The organism is Enterobacter sp. QK-SA4, assembly GCF_056856775.1.
Genome location: NZ_JBXFXH010000007.1, coordinates 1,545,337 through 1,569,371 on the forward strand (window position 1 = coordinate 1,545,337; position 24,035 = coordinate 1,569,371).

The 24,035-nt window shown below is 56.1% G+C and carries 20 protein-coding genes; 14 read left to right on the plus strand and 6 right to left on the minus strand.

Annotated features, from left to right (window positions below):
- Positions 1-7 precede the first annotated feature (7 nt).
- On the plus strand, positions 8-262 hold the full coding sequence (locus AC1VYI_RS08960) for a YkgJ family cysteine cluster protein (protein ID WP_023312483.1): 255 nt from the start codon (positions 8-10) through the stop codon (positions 260-262).
- Here AC1VYI_RS08960 and setB read toward each other — a convergent pair.
- Complete coding sequence (gene setB / locus AC1VYI_RS08965) at positions 259-1,440, minus strand: sugar efflux transporter SetB (RefSeq protein ID WP_134867355.1); 1,182 nt, start codon at positions 1,438-1,440, stop codon at positions 259-261. The two genes, AC1VYI_RS08960 and setB, sit on opposite strands and share 4 nt — an antisense overlap.
- A gap of 361 nt (positions 1,441-1,801) precedes the next feature.
- Between setB and fruB the strand changes: the two genes are divergently transcribed.
- Genes fruB through fruA form a run of 3 tightly spaced genes read left to right on the plus strand, consistent with a single transcriptional unit; the run spans position 1,802 to position 5,572 of the window.
- Positions 1,802-2,932 (plus strand): fused PTS fructose transporter subunit IIA/HPr protein, encoded by a 1,131-nt coding sequence (fruB, locus tag AC1VYI_RS08970; RefSeq protein ID WP_134867356.1) that lies wholly within the window; start codon positions 1,802-1,804, stop codon positions 2,930-2,932.
- Positions 2,932-3,870 (plus strand): 1-phosphofructokinase, encoded by a 939-nt coding sequence (gene fruK / locus AC1VYI_RS08975; protein WP_023312480.1) that lies wholly within the window; start codon positions 2,932-2,934, stop codon positions 3,868-3,870. The genes fruB and fruK overlap by 1 nt, the downstream gene beginning before the upstream one ends.
- 16 nt (positions 3,871-3,886) lie before the next feature.
- Positions 3,887-5,572, plus strand: coding sequence for a PTS fructose transporter subunit IIBC (fruA, locus tag AC1VYI_RS08980; RefSeq protein WP_023312479.1), 1,686 nt, complete (start codon positions 3,887-3,889; stop codon positions 5,570-5,572).
- Between the two features lie 74 nt (positions 5,573-5,646).
- Here fruA and nfo read toward each other — a convergent pair whose 3' ends face one another.
- Together nfo and AC1VYI_RS08990 are read right to left on the minus strand one after the other, a co-directional pair.
- The gene (gene nfo / locus AC1VYI_RS08985) at positions 5,647-6,504 is read right to left on the minus strand and encodes a deoxyribonuclease IV (RefSeq protein WP_134867357.1); all 858 of its coding nucleotides are present in this window, start codon (positions 6,502-6,504) and stop codon (positions 5,647-5,649) included.
- A gap of 64 nt (positions 6,505-6,568) precedes the next feature.
- Positions 6,569-7,615 carry a YeiH family protein gene (locus AC1VYI_RS08990; protein WP_045402829.1) on the minus strand — a complete coding sequence of 349 codons (1,047 nt, stop codon included), beginning with the start codon at positions 7,613-7,615 and terminating at the stop codon, positions 6,569-6,571.
- Between the two features lie 97 nt (positions 7,616-7,712).
- On the opposite strand from AC1VYI_RS08990, the gene yieE reads away from it, so the two are divergent.
- The 3 genes from yieE (at position 7,713) to cirA (ending at position 12,424) form a co-directional block, all read left to right on the plus strand.
- The gene (yieE, locus tag AC1VYI_RS08995) at positions 7,713-8,579 is read left to right on the plus strand and encodes a DNA-binding transcriptional regulator YeiE (protein WP_023312476.1); all 867 of its coding nucleotides are present in this window, start codon (positions 7,713-7,715) and stop codon (positions 8,577-8,579) included.
- Positions 8,580-8,759: 180 nt separating this feature from the next.
- Positions 8,760-10,229 carry an amino acid permease gene (locus AC1VYI_RS09000; RefSeq protein ID WP_023312475.1) on the plus strand — a complete coding sequence of 490 codons (1,470 nt, stop codon included), beginning with the start codon at positions 8,760-8,762 and terminating at the stop codon, positions 10,227-10,229.
- 224 nt (positions 10,230-10,453) lie between these two features.
- Positions 10,454-12,424: a catecholate siderophore receptor CirA gene (gene cirA, locus AC1VYI_RS09005; protein ID WP_047174134.1), complete on the plus strand. Its 1,971-nt coding sequence runs from the start codon at positions 10,454-10,456 to the stop codon at positions 12,422-12,424.
- Positions 12,425-12,535: 111 nt separating this feature from the next.
- Here cirA and fghA read toward each other — a convergent pair whose 3' ends face one another.
- Positions 12,536-13,363 carry an S-formylglutathione hydrolase gene (gene fghA, locus AC1VYI_RS09010; RefSeq protein WP_134867358.1) on the minus strand — a complete coding sequence of 276 codons (828 nt, stop codon included), beginning with the start codon at positions 13,361-13,363 and terminating at the stop codon, positions 12,536-12,538.
- 138 nt (positions 13,364-13,501) lie between these two features.
- Between fghA and AC1VYI_RS09015 the strand changes: the two genes are divergently transcribed.
- From AC1VYI_RS09015 to mglC, 7 genes are all read left to right on the plus strand, one after another.
- Positions 13,502-14,650 carry a YbfB/YjiJ family MFS transporter gene (locus tag AC1VYI_RS09015; RefSeq protein ID WP_482879646.1) on the plus strand — a complete coding sequence of 383 codons (1,149 nt, stop codon included), beginning with the start codon at positions 13,502-13,504 and terminating at the stop codon, positions 14,648-14,650.
- Positions 14,651-14,752: 102 nt separating this feature from the next.
- Entirely contained in the window at positions 14,753-15,421 is a 669-nt protein-coding gene (gene folE, locus AC1VYI_RS09020) for a GTP cyclohydrolase I FolE (protein ID WP_023312471.1), read from the plus strand.
- A 19-nt stretch (positions 15,422-15,440) separates the two neighbouring features.
- Complete coding sequence (gene yeiB, locus AC1VYI_RS09025; RefSeq protein WP_047744322.1) at positions 15,441-16,598, plus strand: DUF418 domain-containing protein YeiB; 1,158 nt, start codon at positions 15,441-15,443, stop codon at positions 16,596-16,598.
- A 155-nt stretch (positions 16,599-16,753) separates the two neighbouring features.
- On the plus strand, positions 16,754-17,776 hold the full coding sequence (galS, locus tag AC1VYI_RS09030) for an HTH-type transcriptional regulator GalS (protein ID WP_045402849.1): 1,023 nt from the start codon (positions 16,754-16,756) through the stop codon (positions 17,774-17,776).
- A 293-nt stretch (positions 17,777-18,069) separates the two neighbouring features.
- Complete coding sequence (gene mglB, locus AC1VYI_RS09035) at positions 18,070-19,068, plus strand: galactose/glucose ABC transporter substrate-binding protein MglB (protein WP_023312468.1); 999 nt, start codon at positions 18,070-18,072, stop codon at positions 19,066-19,068.
- A gap of 79 nt (positions 19,069-19,147) precedes the next feature.
- Entirely contained in the window at positions 19,148-20,668 is a 1,521-nt protein-coding gene (gene mglA, locus AC1VYI_RS09040) for a galactose/methyl galactoside ABC transporter ATP-binding protein MglA (RefSeq protein WP_023312467.1), read from the plus strand.
- Positions 20,669-20,683: 15 nt separating this feature from the next.
- Positions 20,684-21,694, plus strand: a complete 1,011-nt coding sequence (mglC, locus tag AC1VYI_RS09045; protein WP_008500921.1) for a galactose/methyl galactoside ABC transporter permease MglC — start codon at positions 20,684-20,686, stop codon at positions 21,692-21,694.
- Positions 21,695-21,743: 49 nt separating this feature from the next.
- Here mglC and AC1VYI_RS09050 read toward each other — a convergent pair whose 3' ends face one another.
- Positions 21,744-23,132, minus strand: coding sequence for a glutamine synthetase family protein (locus AC1VYI_RS09050; protein WP_134865921.1), 1,389 nt, complete (start codon positions 23,130-23,132; stop codon positions 21,744-21,746).
- A gap of 124 nt (positions 23,133-23,256) precedes the next feature.
- Positions 23,257-23,973, minus strand: coding sequence for an outer membrane permeability protein SanA (sanA, locus tag AC1VYI_RS09055; protein WP_008500918.1), 717 nt, complete (start codon positions 23,971-23,973; stop codon positions 23,257-23,259).
- Positions 23,974-24,035: the final 62 nt, after the last annotated feature.

A 24,035-nucleotide genomic window follows, 5' to 3' on the forward strand; every position in this document is an offset into this window, starting at 1 on the left:
AGCATTTATGGATTGCCGTCCCGATTGTGGCGCGTGCTGTACTGCACCGTCCATTTCAAGCCCCATTCCAGGAATGCCGGAGGGCAAGCCTGCCAATACCCGCTGCGTTCAGCTCTCGGAAACGAACCTGTGCATGATCTTTGGCTCACCGCTGCGCCCGAAAGTGTGCTCCGGGCTTCAGCCCACTGCCGAAATGTGTGGCAGCACGCGAGGGCAGGCGATGACGTACCTTCTTGAGCTGGAAGCGCTCACCGCGCCCTAAACGTCTTTAATTCTCGCCAGACAGCCGATCGTCAGGGTACACATCAACAGCGCAATCCAGAACACAGTGTGATAGTTCCAGATTTCTGCAACGACACCGGCCATTGAGCCCGCGATAATCCAGCCCACGCGGGTGGTATTAGTATAAAGCGTAGTGGCAGAGCCTGCCTGGCCCGGCATCAGATCCTGAAAATAGAGCATACCTATCCCGGCGAGAATGCCAATATAGATGGCGTTCAGCAGCTGTAAAGCCAGCAACAGCCCCGGCGTATTTACCGTCAGCATACCGATATAGAACAGCAGACCGGCGACGGCGGCGATGCGCATTAAAAAACGCTTTCCGAAGCGCTTTGCGTAATAGCCCGCAATGAGCATCGTCGGGATCTCAAGCCCGGCCGCGGTGCCCATCATGATGCCCGCCAGCTTTTCCGACAGGTGCAGTTCATCAATAATAAACAGCGGCATATTGATGATATACAGGCTGTTGGTGCCCCACATCAGCGTACAGATAACAAACAGGAGCAGGGCATCGCGGCGGTTGCGGCGCGGCGCTTCCAGCACGCCCGTTGTCACTTTCGGCTCTTTGCGCATGGTCGGCAGGAAGAACCACACCAGCGCGCCGCACGCCACAAACGCGACTGCCGCGCTCAGGTACATCACCGTAAAGCCAAAACCCATCGCCAGCGCGTAGGCCAGCGGCGGACCAATCACCCACGCCAGCGACACCTGAGCACGCAGGACAGAGCTGAACATCACCGCTTCACGCCCAGTATGGTCGGCGTGTTCGCGGGCAAGGGCGAACAGCTGAGGGTTCGCCGTTGAGCCAAAGCTGCTCAGGAATACCCCGACGAAGAGCAGAATGAAATAGTTGCGGTTCCAGGCGAACAGAACGCAGGCCATGACCCCCAGCAGACAGCAGAAAACGATCAGGCTTTTACGATCGCCTTTTCTGTCGGATCGTCCCGCCAGAAACTGGCTGACCAGGATGCCGATGATGGCGCTTCCGGTAAAAAAGAAGCCGACCATTGCCGGACGAACATGAACCTCATTGGTCAGAAATAAGCTCAGCGTCGGCGTCTGTAACGCGCCGGCAATGCCCGTGAAAAAGGCAACAGTCAGGAAGGCCGCTGAGGTCAAGTCAAAGGGCTTCGGCGAGACGGCCGCAGGGGTGTTATGCATGTTTTATAATTAGCGAGTAGCAGAGAGGGGCGGAGTGTACGCCGTCAGCTAAAAAATAAACAGTGGGTGCGGTCAATGATGCCACGAAAAATCAAAATGGCATTTCATCTTGCATCCTCGTCGGCTGACCTTAGCTGAAACTGACTTGCTGAACTTCAGCAAAATTCAGCTCAATGAAGAAGAAATGTGCTGTATCTCTAAATTCTGATATCAGAAATACGAGTTTACTTGCAAGACATTGCAGAAAGCGCAAGACTTTTTGAAACGTTTCAGCGCTATCTTGTTTTAACAAACGGAGCAGGCTAGCGCATTTTTTCTCATTAAAGCTGAAACGATTCAAGTTCAGCAGGAGTGGAGAACCATGTTCCAGTTATCTGTTCAGGATATCCACCCGGGCGCTCAGGCCGGGGATAAAGAAGAGGCTATTCGCCAGGTTGCCGCTGCGCTTGTGCAGGCGGGTAACGTCGCGGACGGCTATGTAAACGGCATGCTGGCCCGCGAGCAGCAGACCTCAACCTTCCTCGGCAATGGCATTGCCATTCCGCACGGTACAACCGACACCCGCGATCAGGTGCTGAAAACCGGCGTTCAGGTTTATCAATTCCCGCAGGGCGTGCTCTGGGGCGACGGTCAGGTGGCGTATGTGGCTATCGGTATCGCGGCCAGCAGCGACGAACACTTAGGCCTGCTGCGTCAGCTGACGCATGTCCTGAGCGATGACGACGTGGCTGAGCAGCTCAAGTCCGCTACCACAGCTGAAGAGCTGCGCGCCCTGCTGATGGGCGAAAAACAGAGCGAAGCGCTGAAACTGGATAATGAAACGCTGACGCTGGACGTGATTGCCTCCGATCTGGTGACGCTGCAGGCGCTGAACGCGGGTCGTCTGAAAGAAGCCGGCGCGGCGGATGCCACCTTTGTGACGCGCGCGATTAACGATAAGCCGTTGAATCTGGGTCAGGGTATCTGGCTGAACGACAGTGCTGAAGGCAACCTGCGCAGCGCTATCGCCGTGAGCCGCGCGGCCAATGCGTTTGACGTGGAAGGCGAGCGTGCGGCCATGCTGGTGACCGTGGCGATGAACGACGATCAGCCGGTTTCCGTGCTGAAGCGTCTGGGCGATCTGCTGCTGAACAACAAAGCTGAAAAACTGCTGAACGCTGATGCCTCCACCGTGCTGGCACTTCTGACCAGTGATGAAGCGCCGACCGAAGACGTGCAGACCGCTGAGTTCGTGGTACGCAACGAGCACGGCCTGCATGCCCGTCCGGGCACCATGCTGGTGAATACCATTAAACAATTCGAGAGTGAGATCACCGTGGCGAATCTTGATGGCACGGGCAAACCGGCCAACGGCCGTAGTCTGATGAAAGTTGTCGCGCTGGGCGTGAAGAAAGGACATCGTCTGCGTTTCACCGCACAGGGTGCCGATGCTGAACAGGCGCTGAAAGCGATTGGCGACGCCATCGCGGCGGGTCTGGGGGAGGGCGCATAATGAGCAGACGTGTTGCGACTATTACGCTGAATCCGGCTTATGACCTGGTAGGATTTTGCCCGGAAATTGAGCGCGGCGAAGTCAACCTCGTGCGTACCACTGGCCTGCATGCTGCGGGTAAAGGGATTAATGTCGCGAAAGTGCTCAAGGATCTCGGTATCGACGTCACCGTGGGTGGATTCCTCGGTAAAGATAACCAGGATGGTTTTCAGCAGCTGTTCAGCGAGCTGGGCATTGCCAACCGTTTTCAGATTGTTCAGGGCCGTACCCGCATCAACGTCAAGCTGACGGAGAAAGACGGTGAAGTGACCGATCTGAACTTCTCTGGCTTCGAAGTGACGCCGTCGGACTGGGAGCGTTTTGTTAACGACTCTCTGACCTGGCTCGGTCAGTTTGACATGGTTTGCGTCAGCGGCAGCCTGCCGTCCGGCGTCAGCCCGGAAGCGTTTACCGACTGGATGACGCGCCTGCGCAGCCAGTGCCCGTGCATCATTTTTGACAGCAGCCGCGACGCGCTGGTTGCGGGTCTGAAAGCCTCTCCGTGGCTGGTTAAGCCGAATCGCCGCGAGCTGGAGATCTGGGCGGGTCGTAAGCTGCCAGAATTAAAAGATGTGATTGACGCTGCCCATGCGCTGCGCGAGCAGGGTATCGCTCACGTGGTGATCTCTCTTGGTGCAGAAGGCGCGCTGTGGGTTAACGCGTCTGGCGAATGGATCGCCAAACCGCCGTCAATGGAAGTTGTGAGTACCGTTGGCGCAGGGGATTCCATGGTTGGCGGCCTGATTTATGGTCTGCTGATGCGTGAATCCAGTGAACATACCTTACGTCTTGCCACCGCCGTTGCTGCCCTGGCCGTAAGCCAGAGCAATGTCGGTATTACCGATCGTACCCAGTTAGCCGCGATGATGGCGCGCGTTGACTTAAAACCTTTTAACTAACAGCAGGAGAGGAATAATGAAAACGCTGCTGATCATTGACTCCGGTCTCGGACAGGCCCGCGCCTATATGGCGAAGACCTTGCTGGGCGCGGCGGCACAAAAAGCACATCTGGACATTATCGATAATCCAGGCGATGCAGAACTGGCCATTGTCCTGGGTGACAAAATCCCGGCTGACAGTGCGCTGAACGGCAAGAAAGTGTGGCTGGGCGATATTAATCGCGCGGTGGCACACCCGGAACTGTTCCTGAGCGAAGCGAAAGGGCACGCGTCTGTCTACAGCGCGCCTGTCGCGACGGCACCGGCTGCGGCCACGGGTCCGAAACGCATTGTTGCGGTGACGGCCTGCCCGACGGGCGTGGCTCACACCTTTATGGCGGCTGAAGCCATTGAAACCGAAGCGAAAAAACGCGGCTGGTGGGTAAAAGTTGAAACGCGCGGCTCCGTCGGTGCCGGCAACGCGATCACCCCTGAAGAAGTGGCTGAAGCCGATCTGGTTATCGTGGCGGCGGATATCGAAGTGGACCTGGCAAAATTTGCCGGTAAGCCAATGTACCGCACGTCTACCGGCCTGGCGCTGAAAAAGACCGCGCAGGAGTTTGATAAAGCGCTGGTGGAAGCGAAGCCGTATCAGGCAACCGGCGCGCGTCAAACCGCGACGGAAGGTAAGAAAGAGTCTGCAGGCGCCTATCGCCATCTGTTGACCGGTGTGTCTTACATGCTGCCGATGGTGGTTGCGGGTGGTCTGTGTATCGCCCTTTCGTTCGCATTTGGTATTACCGCGTTTAAAGAGCAAGGCACGCTGGCCGCTGCGTTAATGCAGATTGGCGGCGGCTCCGCGTTCGCGCTGATGGTCCCCGTTCTGGCAGGCTTTATTGCCTTCTCCATCGCTGACCGTCCTGGCCTGACGCCGGGCCTTATCGGCGGTATGCTGGCCGTGAGCACCGGTTCTGGCTTTATCGGCGGTATTATCGCGGGCTTCCTGGCCGGTTACGTCGCGAAGCTCATCAGCTCGAAGCTCAAGCTGCCTCAGAGTATGGAAGCGCTGAAACCTATTCTGATCATCCCGCTGATTTCCAGCCTGGTGGTCGGTCTGGCGATGATTTACCTGATTGGTAAGCCGGTTGCGGGCATTCTGGCGGGTCTGACCCACTGGCTGCAAACCATGGGTACCGCGAACGCGGTTCTGCTGGGTGCAATCCTCGGCGGCATGATGTGTACCGACATGGGGGGGCCGGTGAACAAAGCGGCGTACGCCTTTGGTGTTGGCCTGCTGAGTACCCAGACCTACGCGCCAATGGCGGCGATCATGGCGGCAGGTATGGTACCTCCTCTGGCGCTCGGCCTGGCGACGATTATTGCCCGTCGTAAGTTCGATAAAGCGCAGCAGGAAGGCGGCAAAGCGGCGCTGGTTCTGGGCTTGTGCTTCATTACCGAAGGGGCGATTCCGTTCGCGGCTCGTGACCCAATGCGTGTACTGCCGTGCTGTATCGCGGGTGGTGCAGTGACGGGTGCGATCTCCATGGCGATTGGCGCGAAGCTGATGGCACCACACGGCGGTCTGTTTGTCCTGCTGATCCCAGGCGCCATCACCCCGGTCCTGGGCTACCTGCTGGCCATCGTTGCCGGTACGCTGGTGGCGGGTCTGTCATACGCAGTGCTGAAACGTCCTGAAGCGGAAGTTGTGGCGAAAGCAGCGTAAACAAGGTGTCGGGTGGCGGCTTCGCCTTACCCGACCTATAAAAAAGCCGGGTTGCATTATGCACCCGGCTTTTTTTATGCCGCCTGTTCAGCGGTTTGCTGTGCCTTCAGCCAGGCTATCTCTTCTGCCCAGATATCCGGATTGATGGTTTCCAGCACCATCGGAATACCGTCGAAGCGGGCGTCCTGCATAATAAACCGAAACGCATCGTGGCCGATGTTACCTTCGCCCAGGCTGTGGTGGCGGTCAACGCGGCTGCCGAACGCGCTTTTCGCATCGTTCAGGTGCATTCCGCGCAGGTACTTAAAGCCCACTATGCGCTCGAACTCATCGAACGTGTGTTTCGTTGCTTCGGTGGTGCGCAGGTCATATCCGGCGGCAAACGCGTGGCAGGTATCAATGCATACGCCAACGCGGGATTTATCCTCCACGCCGTCGATAATCGCCGCCAGATGTTCGAACCTAAAGCCGAGGTTGCTGCCCTGACCTGCGGTATTCTCAATCACCGCGGTGACGCCTTTGGTCTTGTCCAGCGTGATGTTGATGGACTCGGCAATGCGAGCCAGGCAGGCATCTTCATCGATTTGCATCAGATGGCTGCCCGGATGGAAGTTCAGCAGCGTCAGCCCCAGCTGTTCGCAGCGCTGTACTTCATCAAGAAACGCCTCGCGGGATTTTTCCAGCGCCTCTTCAACCGGGTGACCGAGGTTGATCAGGTAGCTGTCGTGGGGAAGGATCTGGCCTGGCCCATAGTGATACTTCTCACAGGCGGCTTTAAAATCATCAATCACGTCAGCGGTGAGCGGCGCGGCGCGCCACTGGCGCTGGTTTTTGGTGAACAGGGCGAAAGCGGTCGCCTCGATTTCGGCGGCGCGAATGGCGGCATTCGCAAGGCCGCCTGCAGCGCTGACGTGCGCTCCAACATATTTCATAAAAAAACTCCTGCTAACCCGAAACGCTTATGATAGCGGGTTAGCAGGAGAAGGACGAGATGGTTTATGCCATCAGGCTATGGACCGCGAGGTTAATCGCACCGCCGCCGACAATCAGCCAGATGAAGAGTACCAGCGCCATCAGCAGCGGCTTCGCACCGGCTTTTTTCAGCGCGCTAACGTGTGTAGTCACCCCCAGGGCCGCCATGGCCATCGCCAGCAGTACGGTATCCAGCGTCACCAGCATATCCACTACCGATTTGGGCAGCAGGTGGAAGGAGTTAAAGATAGCGACCACGATAAACAGGATCGCAAACCACGGAATGGTGATTTTACTTTTCTGATTACTGTCCGCCGGTGCAAGCTGTTTAACCCGCGCAGCAAGGAAAATCAGGAACGGCGCCAGCATCATCACGCGCAGCATTTTGGCAATCACCGCCGCGTTTTCGGCTTCAGGGTTAATAGCATGTCCTGCCGCCACCACCTGGGCCACTTCGTGCATGGTCGAACCGATATAGATGCCGTAGGTTTCCGGGCTAAACCAGTGGGCAACCAGCGGATACATGGCCGGGTAGAGGAAGATCGCCAGCGTACCGAAGATCACCACCGTCGCCACCGCCACTGTCACCTTGCTGGCTTCGGCTTTAACGACGGGCTCTGTTGCCAGCACCGCCGCGGCCCCGCAGATACTGCTCCCGGCACCGATCAGCCAGCTGGTTTGCTTATCCAGGCCAAAGACTTTCTGGCCGATAAAGCAGGCCAGTAAAAAGGTGCTGGTCAGGGTCAGGACGTCGATGGCAATTCCGCTCACGCCCACGTCCGCAATCTGCGAAAAGGTGAGACGGAAGCCGTAAAGGATGATCCCGAGACGCAGCAGGTGCTGTTTGGCAAAGATCACGCCGCCGTCGCAGGATTTCCAGATGTGTGGGTAAACGGTATTTCCCACGACCATGCCCAGCAAAATAGCCAGCGTCAACGCGCTAAAACCTGCGCCTGCGATAGCCGGGATGCTGCCGCCCCATAATGCTACGGCGGTCACTGCTGCGCTAAGCGCGAGGCCCGGCACGAAGTGCCACACTGTACGATGATGTTGTAGGGTGATTTCTGACATAACCTTCTCCTTTGTCTGGCTAAAGGTTACGGCGCTCTGGCTTAAAAATAAAATTGATTATATACTTATAATCAATCTATATAAGTGGTAAGCAACCATGCACATTACATTGCGTCAGCTGGAAGTGTTTGCCGAGGTGCTGAAAAGCGGCTCGACGACCCAGGCGTCACAAATGCTGGCGCTCTCGCAGTCTGCGGTCAGCGCGGCGTTGACCGATCTTGAAGGACAGCTGGGCGTGCAGCTGTTCGACAGGGTAGGGAAGCGTCTGGTGGTCAACGAGCACGGTCGTCTTCTTTATCCACGCGCGCTGGCGCTGCTGGAGCAGGCTATCGAAATCGAACAGCTGTTCCGCGAAGACAACGGCGCGATCCGCGTCTATGCCAGCAGCACCATTGGGAACTACATTCTGCCGGAAGTGATTGCGCGCTACCGCCGGGATTTCCCGACCCTGCCGCTGGAGATGAGCGTGGGCAATAGTCAGGACGTTATCAACGCGGTGATCGATTTCCGCGTGGATATCGGCCTCATCGAAGGGCCCTGCCATAACGTCGATATCATTGCCGAGCCCTGGCTGGAGGATGAGCTGGTGGTGTTTGCGTCCCCGGCCTCATCGTTATTGCAGGGCGAGGTGACGCTGGAGCGCCTGGCGCAGGCGCAGTGGATCCTGCGCGAGCAGGGCTCCGGCACGCGTGAAATTGTCGATTATCTGCTGCTTTCCCATCTGCCGCATTTCCAGCTAGGGATGGAGCTGGGGAACTCTGAGGCCATCAAGCACGCGGTGCGTCACGGCCTGGGAATCAGCTGTCTTTCCCGGCGCGTCATTGCCGAACAGCTTGAAACGGGGTCGCTGGTTGAAATTCCGGTTCCATTGCCGAAGCTAGTGCGCACGCTATGGTGCATCCATCATCGTCAGAAACACCTTTCCAGCTCTCTGCAGCGTTTTCTGCGCTACTGCGCCATTTAACGTTCCCCGGTGGCGCTTCGCTTACCGGGGCTACGCGCGCCTGTCACCCCACATTTTTATGCTTTACTTATAATCCTGGCCGAGTCATGAAGCTCTCTTATAACTGAGTATTTCTGCCGGAAGGAACGCGGATCGTCTGCTACAATCGCGCCTCATTTATTAAATGGACAGCATTTTCATATGGTTTCAGAAATTAAAACCACAGAAGCGCCCACGCTACGTCGTGAACTCAAGGCGCGTCACCTGACGATGATCGCCATTGGCGGCTCAATCGGTACAGGTCTTTTCGTTGCCTCTGGCGCAACGATTTCGGCAGCAGGCCCGGGTGGGGCGCTCTTCTCTTATATCCTGATTGGCCTGATGGTGTACTTCCTGATGACCAGTCTCGGCGAACTGGCCGCGTACATGCCGGTATCCGGTTCGTTCTCGACCTACGGTCAAAAATACGTTGAAGAAGGCTTCGGCTTCGCGCTGGGCTGGAACTACTGGTACAACTGGGCGGTCACCATCGCCGTTGACCTTGTCGCCGCACAGCTGGTGATGAACTGGTGGTTCCCGGATACGCCGGGCTGGATCTGGAGCGCCCTGTTCCTGGCCGTCATCTTCCTGCTGAACTACATCTCCGTGCGCGGTTTCGGCGAGGCGGAATACTGGTTCTCTTTGATCAAAGTGGCAACCGTCATCATCTTTATCGTCGTCGGTGTGGCGATGATCGTTGGTATTTTCAAAGGCGCAGAACCTGCGGGCTGGAGTAACTGGGCGATAGGCGATGCGCCGTTTGCCGGTGGCCTTTCGGCGATGATTGGCGTGGCGATGATTGTCGGCTTCTCCTTCCAGGGGACTGAGCTGATTGGTATCGCCGCCGGTGAGTCAGAGAACCCGGAGAAAAATATTCCGCGTGCGGTCCGTCAGGTATTCTGGCGTATCCTGCTGTTCTATGTGTTCGCGATCCTGATTATCAGCCTGATCATCCCGTACACCGATCCAAGCCTGCTGCGTAATGACGTAAAAGACATTAGCGTCAGCCCGTTCACGCTGGTCTTCCAGCACGCCGGTCTGCTTTCAGCTGCGGCAGTGATGAACGCCGTTATCCTGACCGCTGTGCTTTCAGCCGGTAACTCCGGGATGTACGCGTCCACCCGTATGCTCTACACGCTGGCATGCGACGGTAAAGCCCCGCGTATCTTCGCGAAGCTGTCCCGTGGCGGCGTACCGCGTAACGCGCTGTATGCCACAACGGTGATTGCCGGTCTGTGCTTCCTGACCTCTATGTTTGGCAACCAGACGGTGTACCTGTGGCTGCTTAACACGTCCGGGATGACGGGCTTTATTGCCTGGCTGGGGATTGCTATTAGCCACTACCGTTTCCGCCGCGGCTTCGTCAAGCAGGGTCACGATGTTAACTCGCTGCCGTATCGCTCCGGCTTCTTCCCGCTGGGGCCTATTTTCGCCTTCATTCTGTGCCTGATCATTACGCTGGGACAGAACTATGAAGCGTTCCTGGCGGACACCATTGACTGGGGCGCCGTGACGGCGACCTACATTGGTATTCCGCTTTTCCTCGTCATCTGGTTTGGCTACAAGCTGACGAAAGGAACAAAATTCGTTCGCTACAGTGAAATGGAATTCCCGGAACGGTTTAAACAATAATCGCACTTCCTCTCTTTTAACCCGCTCATTCGAGCGGGTTTTTTTATGCCCGCATCCTGAAACAAAGATATATTTCTTAACAATTTAATTGATAATAATTATCGTTTGCTTTATCGTTATCAAAAATAAGCGTGTCACCGACCCACCGCAGATGTGGGCGGAAAGGAAGACGCTGTGAGCAATGATGATTTGATTTAGTTGTATTTACCTCATGGAGATATGGAATGTTTAGGTTGAATCCCTTCGTCAGGGGAGGACTTTGTGCGTCCGCAATGTCCCTGGCCCTGCCTGTTATCGCAGCGGAATCCGGCGACACAATGGTTGTAACGGCCTCCGCGACCGAGCAAAACCTGAAAGACGCACCGGCAAGCATCAGCGTAATTACCCAGGAAGATTTGCAGCGCAAACCCGTTCAGAATCTGAAAGATGTGTTACGGGAGGTGCCGGGCGTTCAGCTCACGAGCGAAGGGGACAACCGTAAAGGGGTAAGTATTCGTGGACTGGACAGCAGCTATACGCTGATCCTGATCGACGGCAAGCGCGTTAACTCGCGTAACGCGGTATTCCGCCATAATGATTTCGACCTCAACTGGGTGCCGGTTGACGCCATCGAACGCATCGAAGTGGTGCGCGGACCGATGTCTTCTCTGTACGGTTCCGATGCGCTGGGCGGGGTGGTGAACATTATCACCAAAAAAATCGGCCAGAAATGGACGGGCACCCTGAGCGCCGATTCCACGATTCAGGAACACCGCGACCGTGGAGACACGTACAACGGCCAGTTCTATACCAGCGGTCCGCTGGTTGACGGCCTGCTGGGGCTGAAAGCCTACGGTAGCCTCGCGAAGCGTGAGAAAGACGGTCAGCAGAAATCCTCTACCACGGCGAGCGGTGAAACGCCGCGCATTGAGGGCTTCACCAGCCGCGATGCGAATGTGGAGTTCGCCTGGACGCCGTCTGAAAATCATGACTTTACGGCGGGCTACGGTTTCGACCGTCAGGACCGTGACTCGGATTCCCTCGACAAAAACCGCCTTGAGCGTCAGAACTACTCTCTCAGCCACAACGGTCGTTGGGGCGTCGGCAACAGCGAGCTGAAGGTTTACGGCGAAAAGGTGGATAACAAAAACCCCGGCAACAGCAATCCTATAACCTCCGAGAGCAACGCGGTGGACGGAAAATACGTGCTGCCGCTGGGCGAAATCAACCAGCTGATGACCTTCGGCGGCGAATGGCGTCACGATAAGCTGAAGGATCCTGTCAACCTGACGGGCGGTTCCAGCAGCAGTACGTCGACAAGCCAGTATGCCCTGTTCCTTGAAGATGAGTGGCGTATCTTTGAACCTCTGGCGCTGACCACCGGCATCCGTATGGATGACCATGATACCTACGGCGATCACTGGAGCCCGCGCGCCTATCTGGTTTACAACGCGACCGATACCGTAACGGTGAAAGGGGGCTGGGCCACCGCGTTTAAAGCGCCGTCGCTGCTCCAGCTTAGCCCGGACTGGGTCACCGGCTCGTGTCGCGGTGCCTGTGAGATAGTCGGTAACCCGGATCTGAAACCGGAAACCAGCGAGAGCTTCGAATTCGGACTGTACTATAGCGGGGAAGAGGGCTGGTTAGAGGGCGTGCAGGCCAGCGTCACCACCTTCCAGAATAACGTGGATGACCGCATCAGCATCAGCCGTACGGCCAATGCAAAACAGGCCCAGGGCTACCCTAACTACGTTGGACTGAATGCGGACGGAGAACCAATTTTCCGCTACTACAACGTTAACAAGGCGCGCATCCGCGGGGTGGAAACCGAGCTGAAATTCCCGCTGGCTGACGACTGGAAACTGACCCTTAACTATACCTATAACGACGGTCGTGATATCAGCAACGGCGGCAACAAGCCGTTGTCGGATCTGCCGTTCCACACCGCCAACGGTACCGTTGACTGGAAGGCAACGCAGGACTGGTCGTTCTACGTTCAGGGCAACTACACCGGTGAGAAACGCGCGCTGACCAGCAGTGCACCAACGCCGGGTGGCTATGTCATCTGGAATACCGGCGCCGCGTGGCAGGCGACGAAAAGCGTGAAGCTGCGTGCGGGCGTGCAGAACCTGCTGGATAAAGATCTGAGCCGCGACGATTACAGCTATACGGAAGACGGCCGTCGCTACTTTGTGGGCGTGGATTATAAGTTCTGATGCGGCCAGGGTAAAAGCAAAACGGCAACGTAAATTGCCGTTTTTAGTGTTTGTTCCCTCTCCCTTTGGGAGAGGGCCAGGGTGAGGGCATCAGAGCGCCCGCAGCCGCACTTACCCAAACAAATGCTCCGCATGAAAGCGGAGATGATCCTCAATAAAGGATGCGATGAAGTAATAGCTGTGGTCATACCCCGGCTGAATGCGCAGCGTCAGCGGCCAGTCCTTCTGGCGTGCCGCTTCTGCCAGCACCGCAGGCTGCAGCTGTCCGGCGAGGAACTGGTCCGCATCGCCCTGATCGATAAGCATCGGGATCGCATTTGCCGAGCAGCTGGCCAGCATCAGCGCACAGCTGTCCCATTCCTGCCATTTTGCTTCATCTTCACCCAGATAGTTCGTGAAGGCTTTTTGCCCCCACGGCACCTGCGTTGGGTTCACAATTGGCGAAAATGCCGACACGCTGACGTATTTTCCCGGATTTTTTAACGCCATGATCAGCGCCCCGTGACCGCCCATAGAATGTCCGCTGATGGCACAGCGGTCGCTTACCGCAAACCCGGACTGAATCAGCGCGGGCAGCTCGTCGCGAATGTAGTCATACATGCGGTAATGGTGCGCCCAGGGCTGCTCGGTCGCATTGAGATAAAACCCGGCGCCTTTGCCCAGGTCGTATCCGGCATCGTCGGCCACATCATCGCCACGCGGGCTGGTGTCAGGCATCACCAGCGCAATGCCCAGCCCGGCGGCAATACGCTGCGCGCCCGCTTTGGTGGTGAAGTTCTCGTCGTTGCAGGTCAGGCCTGAAAGCCAGAACAGAACCGGCGGATTTTCCGTCGGCGGCAGGAAAATGCTGAACGTCATCGCACAGTTCAGGACGGTGGAGTCATGCCGCCAGCGCTGCTGTCGACCTTCAAAACAACGGTGCTCCTCGAGCAGTTCCATGCAGGGCTCCTTTATGAGAATGCGTATTCATAAAAACCATAATACAGCCTTTTCATTGACCTGTGAGCAACTTTCACTTTCGCCTGACGCCCAGATGCTGCATCATAAATTTACTTTTCTTTAACAATTGGAGCGGTCATGGCGCTGCGTATTGCGCTCAGTGGGTTTGTCGTGCTGGTGGTGGCGATGGGGATAGGGCGCTTTGCCTTTACGCCTCAGGTACCGCTCATGATTGCTGCCGGACAGCTTACGCTGACCAGCGCGGGTCTGGTGGCGGCGATGAACTATCTGGGCTATCTGGTGGGCGCATGGGATGCAATGCGCGCGCACCGCTTTGTGGAAACGCGCCTCTGGCTTGGCATCACCGGCGCGGTTGCGCTGACGCTGCTCTCCGCGGCGGCGGATAACGCCGTTATGCACGGCCTGCTGCGCTTCGTGATTGGCTGCATGAGCGGCTGGTCGATGGTACTCATTGCTGCCTGGACGAACGAGCGGCTGGGGCTGCTGGGTAAACCGGGCCTGAGCGCCGCCGTGTTTGCCGGACCGGGAGCGGGCATTGCTCTGAGCGGGCTTCTCGCCGTCTATATCCAGGCGAAATCCCTTTCGGCCGGGGCGGCATGGCAAATCTACGGCGTGCTGGCGCTGGTGCTGATTGCGCTGGTGGCGCGCTACCTGCCGCGATCCGGGCAGCTCCATCGCCCCGGCACCGCGCCGGAGCCGCTGGTGCTGACGGCGGATTTAAAGCGCCTGGTCTGGAGCTACAGCCTGGCCGGGTTTGGCTATATCCTCCCGGCGACATTCCTGTCACAAATGGCGGCGGTGCGTTTTCCCGGCAGCCTGTTTGCCCAGTTTGTCTGGCCGATTTTTGGTATCGCCGCCGTGGTGGGCATTGCGCTCAGTATTCTTTTACGCCACACCTCAACGGCTAACCGCAGGCTGGCTATCGTGCTGTGGTTACAGGGGGCTGGCGTGCTGGCGGCCTGGCTGCTGCCGGGGATTGGCGGTTTGCTGACGGGCGGGCTGCTGGTGGGCGGCGGTTTTTTGTGTGCCGTGCAGCTCTCTCTTTTATACGGCCGCGAGCTGGCGCCAAACCATACGCGCTATATGGCAGGCCTGCTCACCACCGGGTATGCGATTGGTCAATTGATTGGCCCGATGACCTCGGCGTTATCAACCTGGCTTACCCACCGGCTGGAGCCCGCGCTGGGGCTGGCGGGTGTTGCGCTGTTCGTCGGCGGAGCGCTGGTCTGGAATCGTCACGCTGAAAGGCAACAGCAATTGCAATAATTATCGTCGTGAATACTGGATTATGTGCGCCGCCTCACGCACAATGAGCGCATACTTTTGCCACAACGAGGGCAAAAGACGCCACACCTGCAGGAGAACAAAATGTCATCACTCAGTAAAGAAGCTGCCCTGGTCCACGAAGCCCTGGTTGCGCGCGGTCTTGAAACGCCACTGCGTCCGCCCGTACAGGATTTGGACAATGAAACCCGCAAGCGTCTGATTGCCGGTCATATGACCGAGATCATGGAGCTGCTGAATCTCGATCTGAGTGACGACAGTCTGATGGAGACGCCGCACCGCATCGCGAAAATGTACGTCGACGAAATTTTCTCCGGGCTGGATTACGCCAACTTCCCGAAAATCACCGTCATTGAAAACAAGATGAAAGTGGACGAGATGGTGACGGTACGCGATATCACGCTGACCAGCACCTGCGAACACCACTTCGTGACCATCGACGGTAAAGCGACCGTGGCGTATATCCCAAAAGATACGGTGATTGGCCTGTCGAAGATCAACCGCATCGTGCAGTTCTTTGCCCAGCGTCCGCAGGTGCAGGAGCGTCTGACGCAGCAGATCCTGACCGCGCTGCAAACGCTGCTGGGCACCAATAACGTGGCCGTTTCTATCGATGCGGTTCACTACTGCGTGAAGGCGCGCGGCGTGCGTGATGCGACCAGTGCAACGACCACGACGTCGCTGGGCGGCCTGTTTAAATCTAGCCAGAATACCCGCCAGGAGTTCCTGCGCGCCGTACGTCACCACAACTAAGTCTTACAGGGCAGGAACCATGGAGCGAAACGTCACGCTCGATTTTGTTCGCGGCGTCGCCATTCTCGGTATCCTGCTGCTTAATATCAGCGCCTTCGGCCTGCCGAAGGCGGCTTACCTCAATCCTGCCTGGTATGGCGACATCACGCGCAGCGATGCCTGGACCTGGGCTGTCCTCGATCTCTTCGCGCAGGTTAAATTCCTCACGCTGTTTGCCCTGCTGTTTGGTGCAGGTCTGCAACTCCTCCTCAAACGCGGTACGCGCTGGATCCAGTCGCGCCTGACTCTGCTGGTTCTCCTCGGTTTTATCCACGGCCTGTTCTTTTGGGACGGCGATATTCTTCTCGCGTATGGGTTAGTCGGGCTCATCTGCTGGCGTCTGATTCGCGATGCGCACAGCGTAAAAAGCCTGTTTAACACCGGCGTGATGCTCTACGTCATGGGGCTTGGGGTCCTGCTGCTGCTGGGGACGATCTCCGGCGAAGCGACGAACCGTTCCTGGATCCCGGATGCCGCTAACCTGCAGTACGAACAGTACTGGAAGCTGAAGGGCGGTACGGAAGCGATAAGCAACCGCGCGGATATGCTGGGGGATAACCTCCTTGCGCTGGGGGCGCAATACGGCTGGCAGCTGGCGGGCATGATGCTGATGGGCGCGTCACTGATGCGCACCGGCTGGCTGAAAGGGGAGTTCAGCCTGCGTCACTATCGGCGAACGGGTGTCGGGCTGGTGCTGATCGGCGTGCTGATTAACCTCCCGGCGATAATCACGCAGTGGCACATCCACTGGGATTACCGCTGGTGCGCGTTCCTGCTCCAGGTGCCGCGCGAACTGAGCGCGCCGTTCCAGACCATCGGCTACGCGGCGCTGATCTATGGCTTCTGGCCAACGCTTTCCCGCCTGTGGATCGTCAGCGCTATTGCCTGCGTGGGCCGCATGGCGTTGAGCAATTACCTCCTGCAAACGCTTCTCTGCACCACGCTTTTCTATCGATTTGGCCTGTTTATGAAATTCGACCGCCTCACGCTGCTGGCGTTTGTTATTCCGGTCTGGGTGATTAACCTGGCGTTTTCTGTTCTCTGGCTACGCTATTTCCGCCAGGGACCGCTGGAGTGGGTGTGGCGTCAGTTAACCGCACATGCTTCAGGGGTATCATTGAGGAACACATCCAGATAACGATCTGGATCACAATCATTAACAAAACGGATGTAAGCGTTTTCATGAGTGTGAGCTTCTTCACGTAGTCCCCTCTCTCTCGCTGCCAAAATAGCCACCTTGCTAAACACAGGGGGTGTCTGTGAGTTGCTGCAATCCTTTGAAGGATGGTGAATATGATCACCATTCGTGACGTCGCCCGTCAGGCGGGCGTTTCTGTGGCTACCGTCTCACGCGTGCTGAACAATAGCGCGCTGGTCAGCCCTGAAACCCGTGAAATCGTAATGAAAGCCGTGACCCAGCTCGGGTACCGGCCAAATGCCAATGCCCAGGCGCTTGCGACGCAGGTCAGCGACACCATCGGCGTGGTGGTGATGGACGTCTCGGATGCCTTTTTCGGCGCGCTGGTCAAAGCGGTCGACGTGGTGGCCCAGCAGCATCAGAAATATGTCCTGATCGGCAATAGCTATCATGAGGCGGAAAAGGAGCGACATGCCATTGAAGTGCTGATCCGCCAGCGCTGTAACGCCTTGATTGTCCACTCAAAAGCTTTGAGCGATGAAGAGCTAACCGGCTTTATGGATCAGATCCCGGGCATGGTGCTGATCAACCGCATCGTCCCCGGCTATGCCCACCGCTGCGTCGGGCTGGATAACGTCAGCGGCGCCATGATGGCGACGAAAATGCTCATCAACAACGGGCATCAGCGGATCGGTTATCTGGCCTCCAGCCATCATATTGAAGATGACGACCTGCGGCGCGAGGGGTGGCAAAACGCCCTGAAAGAGCACGGCATTACGCCGTCAGAAAGCTGGACGGGCACCGGTACGCCGGACATGCAGGGCGGCGAGGCGGCAATGGTGGAGCTGCTGGGCCGCAATCTGCAGCTTACTGCGGTGTTTGCCTATAACGACAGCATGGCGGCAGGCGCCCTGGCGGCGCTGAAAGATAACGGCATTGCGGTGCCACAGCATTTATCACTCATTGGTTTTGATGATATTCCGATTGCCCGTTACACCGACCCGCAGCTGACAACGGTGCGTTACCCCATTGCCTCTATGGCGAAACTGGCGACTGAGCTGGCGTTACAGGGGGCGGCAGGGCTGCTGGATCCGGGCGCAACGCACTGTTTCATGCCGACTTTAGTGCGTCGGCACTCCGTCGCGGCCCGGCAAATTGTGGTTCCGATCACTAACTGATTACATCAGGTGATGTAACCGTTTTCAATCTGTGAGTAAATTCACAGTATCTTAACAAGGCGCTGACTATGATGTCAGCGTTTTAGGGGCTGAAACGCTATGTAACGGTGATTATTCACTTTCACTATAGCCAATGTGCCGCAAACAACGAATAAAACGCATTTCTGGAGCGTTACCGAACACGGAAGATAGAAATTTTATAAGTGAACTTCGGCTGTCAGTAACGTTTTATTAACACCTGCCCGCCGATCGTTATTCACAAGAACTACCCTGCATAAAAAACCGGAGATACCATGAATAAGAAGGTGTTGACCCTGTCTGCCGTAATGGCAAGCATGCTTTTTGGTGCAGCAGCGCACGCTGCGGATACCCGTATTGGTGTGACCATCTATAAATACGACGACAACTTCATGTCTGTTGTACGTAAAGCGATTGAGAAAGATGCGAAAGCAGCGCCAGACGTTCAGCTGCTGATGAACGACTCCCAGAACGACCAGTCCAAACAGAACGACCAGATCGACGTTCTGCTGGCGAAAGGCGTGAAAGCCCTGGCCATCAACCTGGTTGACCCGGCTGCAGCAGGCACGGTTATTGAAAAAGCGCGCGGCCAGAACGTGCCAATCGTCTTCTTCAACAAAGAACCTTCCCGTAAGGCGCTGGATAGCTACGACAAAGCGTATTACGTCGGTACCGACTCCAAAGAGTCCGGTATTATTCAGGGCGATCTGATCGCGAAACACTGGGCGGCGAACCCGAACTGGGACCTGAACAAAGACGGTCAGATTCAGTTCGTGCTGCTGAAAGGCGAACCAGGCCACCCGGATGCTGAAGCCCGTACCACTTACGTTATCAAAGAGCTGAACGACAAGGGTTTGAAAACCCAGCAGCTGGCGTTAGATACCGCGATGTGGGATACCGCTCAGGCGAAAGATAAGATGGACGCGTGGCTGTCCGGCCCTAACGCGAACAAAATCGAAGTGGTTATCGCCAACAACGATGCGATGGCAATGGGTGCGGTAGAAGCGCTGAAAGCACACAACAAATCCTCCATCCCGGTATTCGGCGTAGATGCACTGCCAGAAGCGCTGGCGCTGGTTAAATCCGGTGCGATGGCCGGTACCGTTCTGAACGATGCCAACAACCAGGCGAAAGCGACCTTCGATCTGGCGAAAAACCTGGCCGATGGCAAAGGCGCGGCTGATGGCACCAGCTGGAAAATTGAAAACAAAATCGTTCGCGTACCTTACGTGGGCGTAGACCAGTCCAACCTGGCTGAGTTTATCGGTAAATAAGTTAGCGGTACTGTCTCCACTGGGCGCAATTCGTTGCGCCCTTTTATAACGCGATATGCGAGGCCAACAAGGTATAATTATGGTCAGCACAAATACTCAGTCATCCGGTGAATACCTGTTGGAAATGAGCGGTATCAACAAGTCATTTCCCGGCGTTAAGGCACTCGATAATGTTAATTTAAAAGTTCGTCCTCACTCTATTCATGCCCTGATGGGGGAGAACGGTGCGGGTAAATCAACATTATTAAAATGTCTTTTTGGGATCTATCAAAAAGATTCTGGCAGCATTCTTTTTCAGGGGAAAGAGATCGATTTCCATTCAGCGAAAGAAGCACTGGAAAACGGTATCTCGATGGTTCACCAGGAATTAAACCTGGTGCTGCAGCGTTCAGTCATGGATAACATGTGGTTGGGGCGTTATCCAACCAAGGGTGTCTTTGTCGATCAGGACAAAATGTATCGCGACACCAAAGCGATTTTTGACGAGCTGGATATTGATATCGATCCGCGCGCCCGCGTGGGAACATTATCCGTCTCCCAGATGCAGATGATCGAAATCGCCAAAGCGTTTTCCTATGATGCGAAAATCGTCATCATGGACGAACCGACATCGTCATTAACGGAAAAAGAGGTTAATCACCTTTTTACCATTATTCGTAAGCTAAAAGATCGCGGCTGCGGCATTGTGTATATCTCCCACAAAATGGAAGAGATCTTCCAGCTGTGCGATGAGATTACCATCCTGCGCGACGGTCAGTGGATTGCCACGCAGCCGCTGGAAGGGCTGGACATGGACAAGATCATCGCCATGATGGTCGGCCGTTCCCTGAACCAGCGCTTCCCGGACAAAGAAAACAAGCCGGGCGAAGTGATCCTGGAAGTGCGTAATCTGACCTCGTTACGTCAGCCGTCTATTCGCGATGTCTCCTTCGACCTGCATAAGGGCGAAATCCTGGGGATTGCTGGTCTGGTCGGGGCAAAACGTACCGACATCGTGGAAACCCTGTTCGGTATCCGTGAAAAAGCCGAAGGCACTATTACGCTGCACGGTAAGAAAATTAACAACCACAACGCCAACGAAGCCATTAATAATGGTTTTGCGCTGGTGACGGAAGAGCGTCGTTCGACCGGTATTTATGCCTATCTGGATATTAACTTTAACTCGTTAATTTCTAACATTCGCAATTACAAAAACAAAGTCGGACTGCTGGATAACTCCCGCATGAAGAGCGATACCCAATGGGTTATTGACTCCATGCGCGTGAAAACGCCAGGGCACCGCACCCAAATTGGTTCGCTGTCAGGCGGTAACCAGCAGAAAGTCATTATCGGACGTTGGTTATTAACCCAGCCAGAAATTCTGATGCTGGATGAACCGACCCGCGGTATTGACGTCGGCGCGAAGTTTGAAATTTATCAGCTGATTGCCGAGCTGGCGAAAAAGAATAAAGGGATCATTATTATTTCTTCCGAAATGCCGGAATTGTTAGGGATCACGGATCGTATTCTGGTTATGAGCAATGGTCTCGTTGCCGGTATTGTTGACACCAAAACGACAACGCAAAACGAAATTTTGCGTCTTGCGTCTTTGCACCTTTAAGATCAGGGGCTCCTCATGAGTGCGTTAAATAAAAAAAGTTTTCTCACTTACCTGAAAGAAGGCGGTATTTACGTTGTTCTTTTAGTACTGCTGGCTATCATCATTTTCCAGGACCCTACGTTCTTAAGCCTGCTGAACCTGAGTAACATTCTGACCCAGTCCTCCGTGCGTATTATCATTGCGCTGGGCGTGGCGGGCCTGATCGTAACCCAGGGGACGGACCTTTCTGCCGGTCGTCAGGTGGGGCTGGCGGCGGTTATCGCGGCAACCCTGCTGCAGTCGATGGAAAACGCCAACAAGGTCTTCCCGGAAATGGCCACCATGCCGATTTTCGTGGTGATCCTGATTGTCTGCGCCATCGGTGCGGTGATTGGTCTGATCAACGGTATTATCATCGCCTACCTGAACGTGACGCCGTTTATCACCACGCTGGGTACGATGATCATCGTTTACGGTATCAACTCCCTGTACTACGACTTTGTCGGTGCTTCCCCAATCTCGGGTTTTGACAGCGGCTTCTCGACCTTTACGCAAGGGTTCATCGCGCTGGGCAGCTTCCGCCTGTCGTATATCACCTTCTATGCGCTGATTGCGGTGGCCTTCGTCTGGATCCTGTGGAACAAAACGCGCTTTGGTAAAAACATCTTCGCAATCGGCGGTAACCCGGAAGCGGCGAAAGTCTCCGGCGTGAACGTTGCCCTGAACCTGCTCATCATTTATGCCCTGTCCGGCGTGTTCTACGCCTTCGGCGGGATGCTGGAAGCGGGTCGTATCGGCTCTGCAACCAACAACCTTGGCTTCATGTACGAGCTGGATGCGATCGCAGCCTGCGTGGTGGGCGGCGTCTCCTTCAGCGGCGGCGTGGGTACGGTACTGGGTGTGGTGACCGGTGTGATCATCTTCACCGTCATCAACTACGGCTTGACCTATATCGGCGTGAACCCGTACTGGCAGTACATCATCAAAGGCGCCATCATTATCTTCGCGGTTGCGCTGGATTCACTGAAGTACGCGCGTAAGAAGTAATTGCTCCTCGCGTTATCCAGCCCGCTCACCGAGCGGGCTTTTTTATGCCTTATGCCAGCTGTGACTCCTCTCGGGTCACAATGCGCTCAAACCAGTCGAGTTCAGAGAGTTTGCAGGCGACCCACTGTTCAGAAAAGGCGTCGCCCAGGCTGTCGGTGAGGTACTGACAGCGGGCAAAGGCCTCAATCGCCTCCTGCTGAAACAGCGGCAGCTCGGGACGATCGTGCTGCGGTTCGGGCAAATCCTCGTCGTCGGTGTTTTCCAGCCCGTACAGCATACCGGTCAGGATAGTGGCTGCCACCAGATACGGATTGGCATCGGCCCCGGCCAGCCGGTACTCGATACGACGGTTGTGGTCATCAGAGCAGGGAATACGCAGGGCGGCGGAGCGGGTGTTATAGCCCCAGGAGTTAAATACGGGCTCCGTCAGGTTTTTACGCAGGCGACGAAACGCGTTAACGCCCGGCGCAAGAATGGCGACAGAGGCGGGCATCAGCGCCAGCTGCCCCGCGATGCATAAACGCATCATGCTGTTAAGCGCGTTCACCGGGGAAGCAAAGACGTTTTCGCCGTGACGATTGTTCAGGCTGAAATGGAAGTGCAGGCCGCTGCCGGACAGCTGGCTGAAAGGTTTAGCCATAAAGTTGGCCTGCAGGCCGTGCTTTTCGGCAACGTAACGGGTCAGGCGACGAAGCGCCAGCACGTTATCGCAGACCTCAACCACGCGATGGCTGTGCTTCAGGTTTAATTCGTACTGACCGGACTCGGCTTCTGCCACGATCCCGGACAGCGGGATGCGCTGCAGGTGCGCCAGCTGTTCCACCTCGTCAAACAGTGCCGCATGGGCCGTCGTAGTATCCATATGAAAACAGCCCTGATTTTGCGGATCCCGATCGTCATGCCCCGTCAGATAGAATTCGATTTCCGGGGCAATCACCGGGAAGAGGCCGTGCTGGTGGAAGCGGGCCAGCACCTTCTGCAGTATCACGCGCGGCTCAAGCGGGCAGGGGGTATCGTCGCTGTCTTTCATCGTCAGCAGGATCTGCGCGTTGTGCTGCGGATCCTGCGGGCAGGGGCGCAGGGAGCCGGCGACAGGAACGCAGAGTCGGTCCGGCTCATCATGAAGCGGGGCGGCGATTTTTCCTTTCTGATCCATCGAGTAGACCGAAAGGGGAAAATAACAGCCTTTTTCCAGGCTCAGCATGCTCTCCACCGACAGACGCTTGCCGCGCATCGTGCCGTTGATATCGTTCAGGTAAACGTCTACATGTTTCGTCTGCGGGTAACGTTCCAGATAATCTGCCACTTCCACTGAAATGTTGTGCTGCAGGGCGTCAATTTTTTCATCAAGCCAGAGACCGGAATTGAGTGCGCCAGGAAGTGATAAACCGGGAAAGTTAAAATACGGACGGAGACTTTTGAGGAAAAACGCATTCATTATTGAGTTCATAGTCATTCTTCAATGAAGCCGTAGCGGCAGTGAACTCAGCTTAAAAGAGCCGACGTAAAGGGGAGGTAAAAAGCGTCAGGCCCGGCGTAAAGAAAGTATAAAGGCGGTCCTGTTATTTCTCTTTTTTCTGCATATCAAGCAGCTGCTCGGGCGTGACGGCCGGGTAACCCTGCGCGTCTTCCGGCACTTCGTGCATCGCCGGAATCGGCACCAGCGGGCCTAAAAAGCGCGGTTCGCGTTTGAAGATATACAGATCGGCCAGGGCGCCAAAGCGCGCGCCGAACTCACGGACGCGCACGCTCAGCATGTCCTTTGGCGACGGCACCGCGTAACACTGCGCCTGAATGCCCATATGCAGCGCGATAAACAGCGCGCGCTCGCAGTGGAAGCGCTGGGTGATGATGATGAAGTCGTTGGTGTCGAAGACTTTACGCGTGCGCACGATGGAGTCCAGGGTGCGGAATCCGGCGTAGTCGAGCACGATATCGGCAGGGTCCACGCCCGCGGCAATCAGGTCCTTACGCATCGTCACCGGTTCATTGTAGCTTTGCAGAGCGTTATCGCCGCTCAGCAGCAGGTAGTTCACCTTGCCGCTGTTGTAGGCGTTCAGCGCGCCCTGAATGCGGTAACGGTAATACTGGTTGATCACGCCGGTGCGGTAATACTTGGCGGTGCCGAGCACCACGCCAACCTGACGATAGGGCAGGTCCTGCAGGTCATCAAAGATGTAGGGGGCGGTTTTCCAGCTCATCCAGCGGTCAAGACCCAGCACGATCAACAGCAGTATGCCGACCAGGACAGACAGGCTGTAAAAAACGCGCTTTAACATGGAGATGGCTCGTTCGTGGATGAAATTTAACTCAGGCTACTTTACCCGCCTGGTTAGCGCAA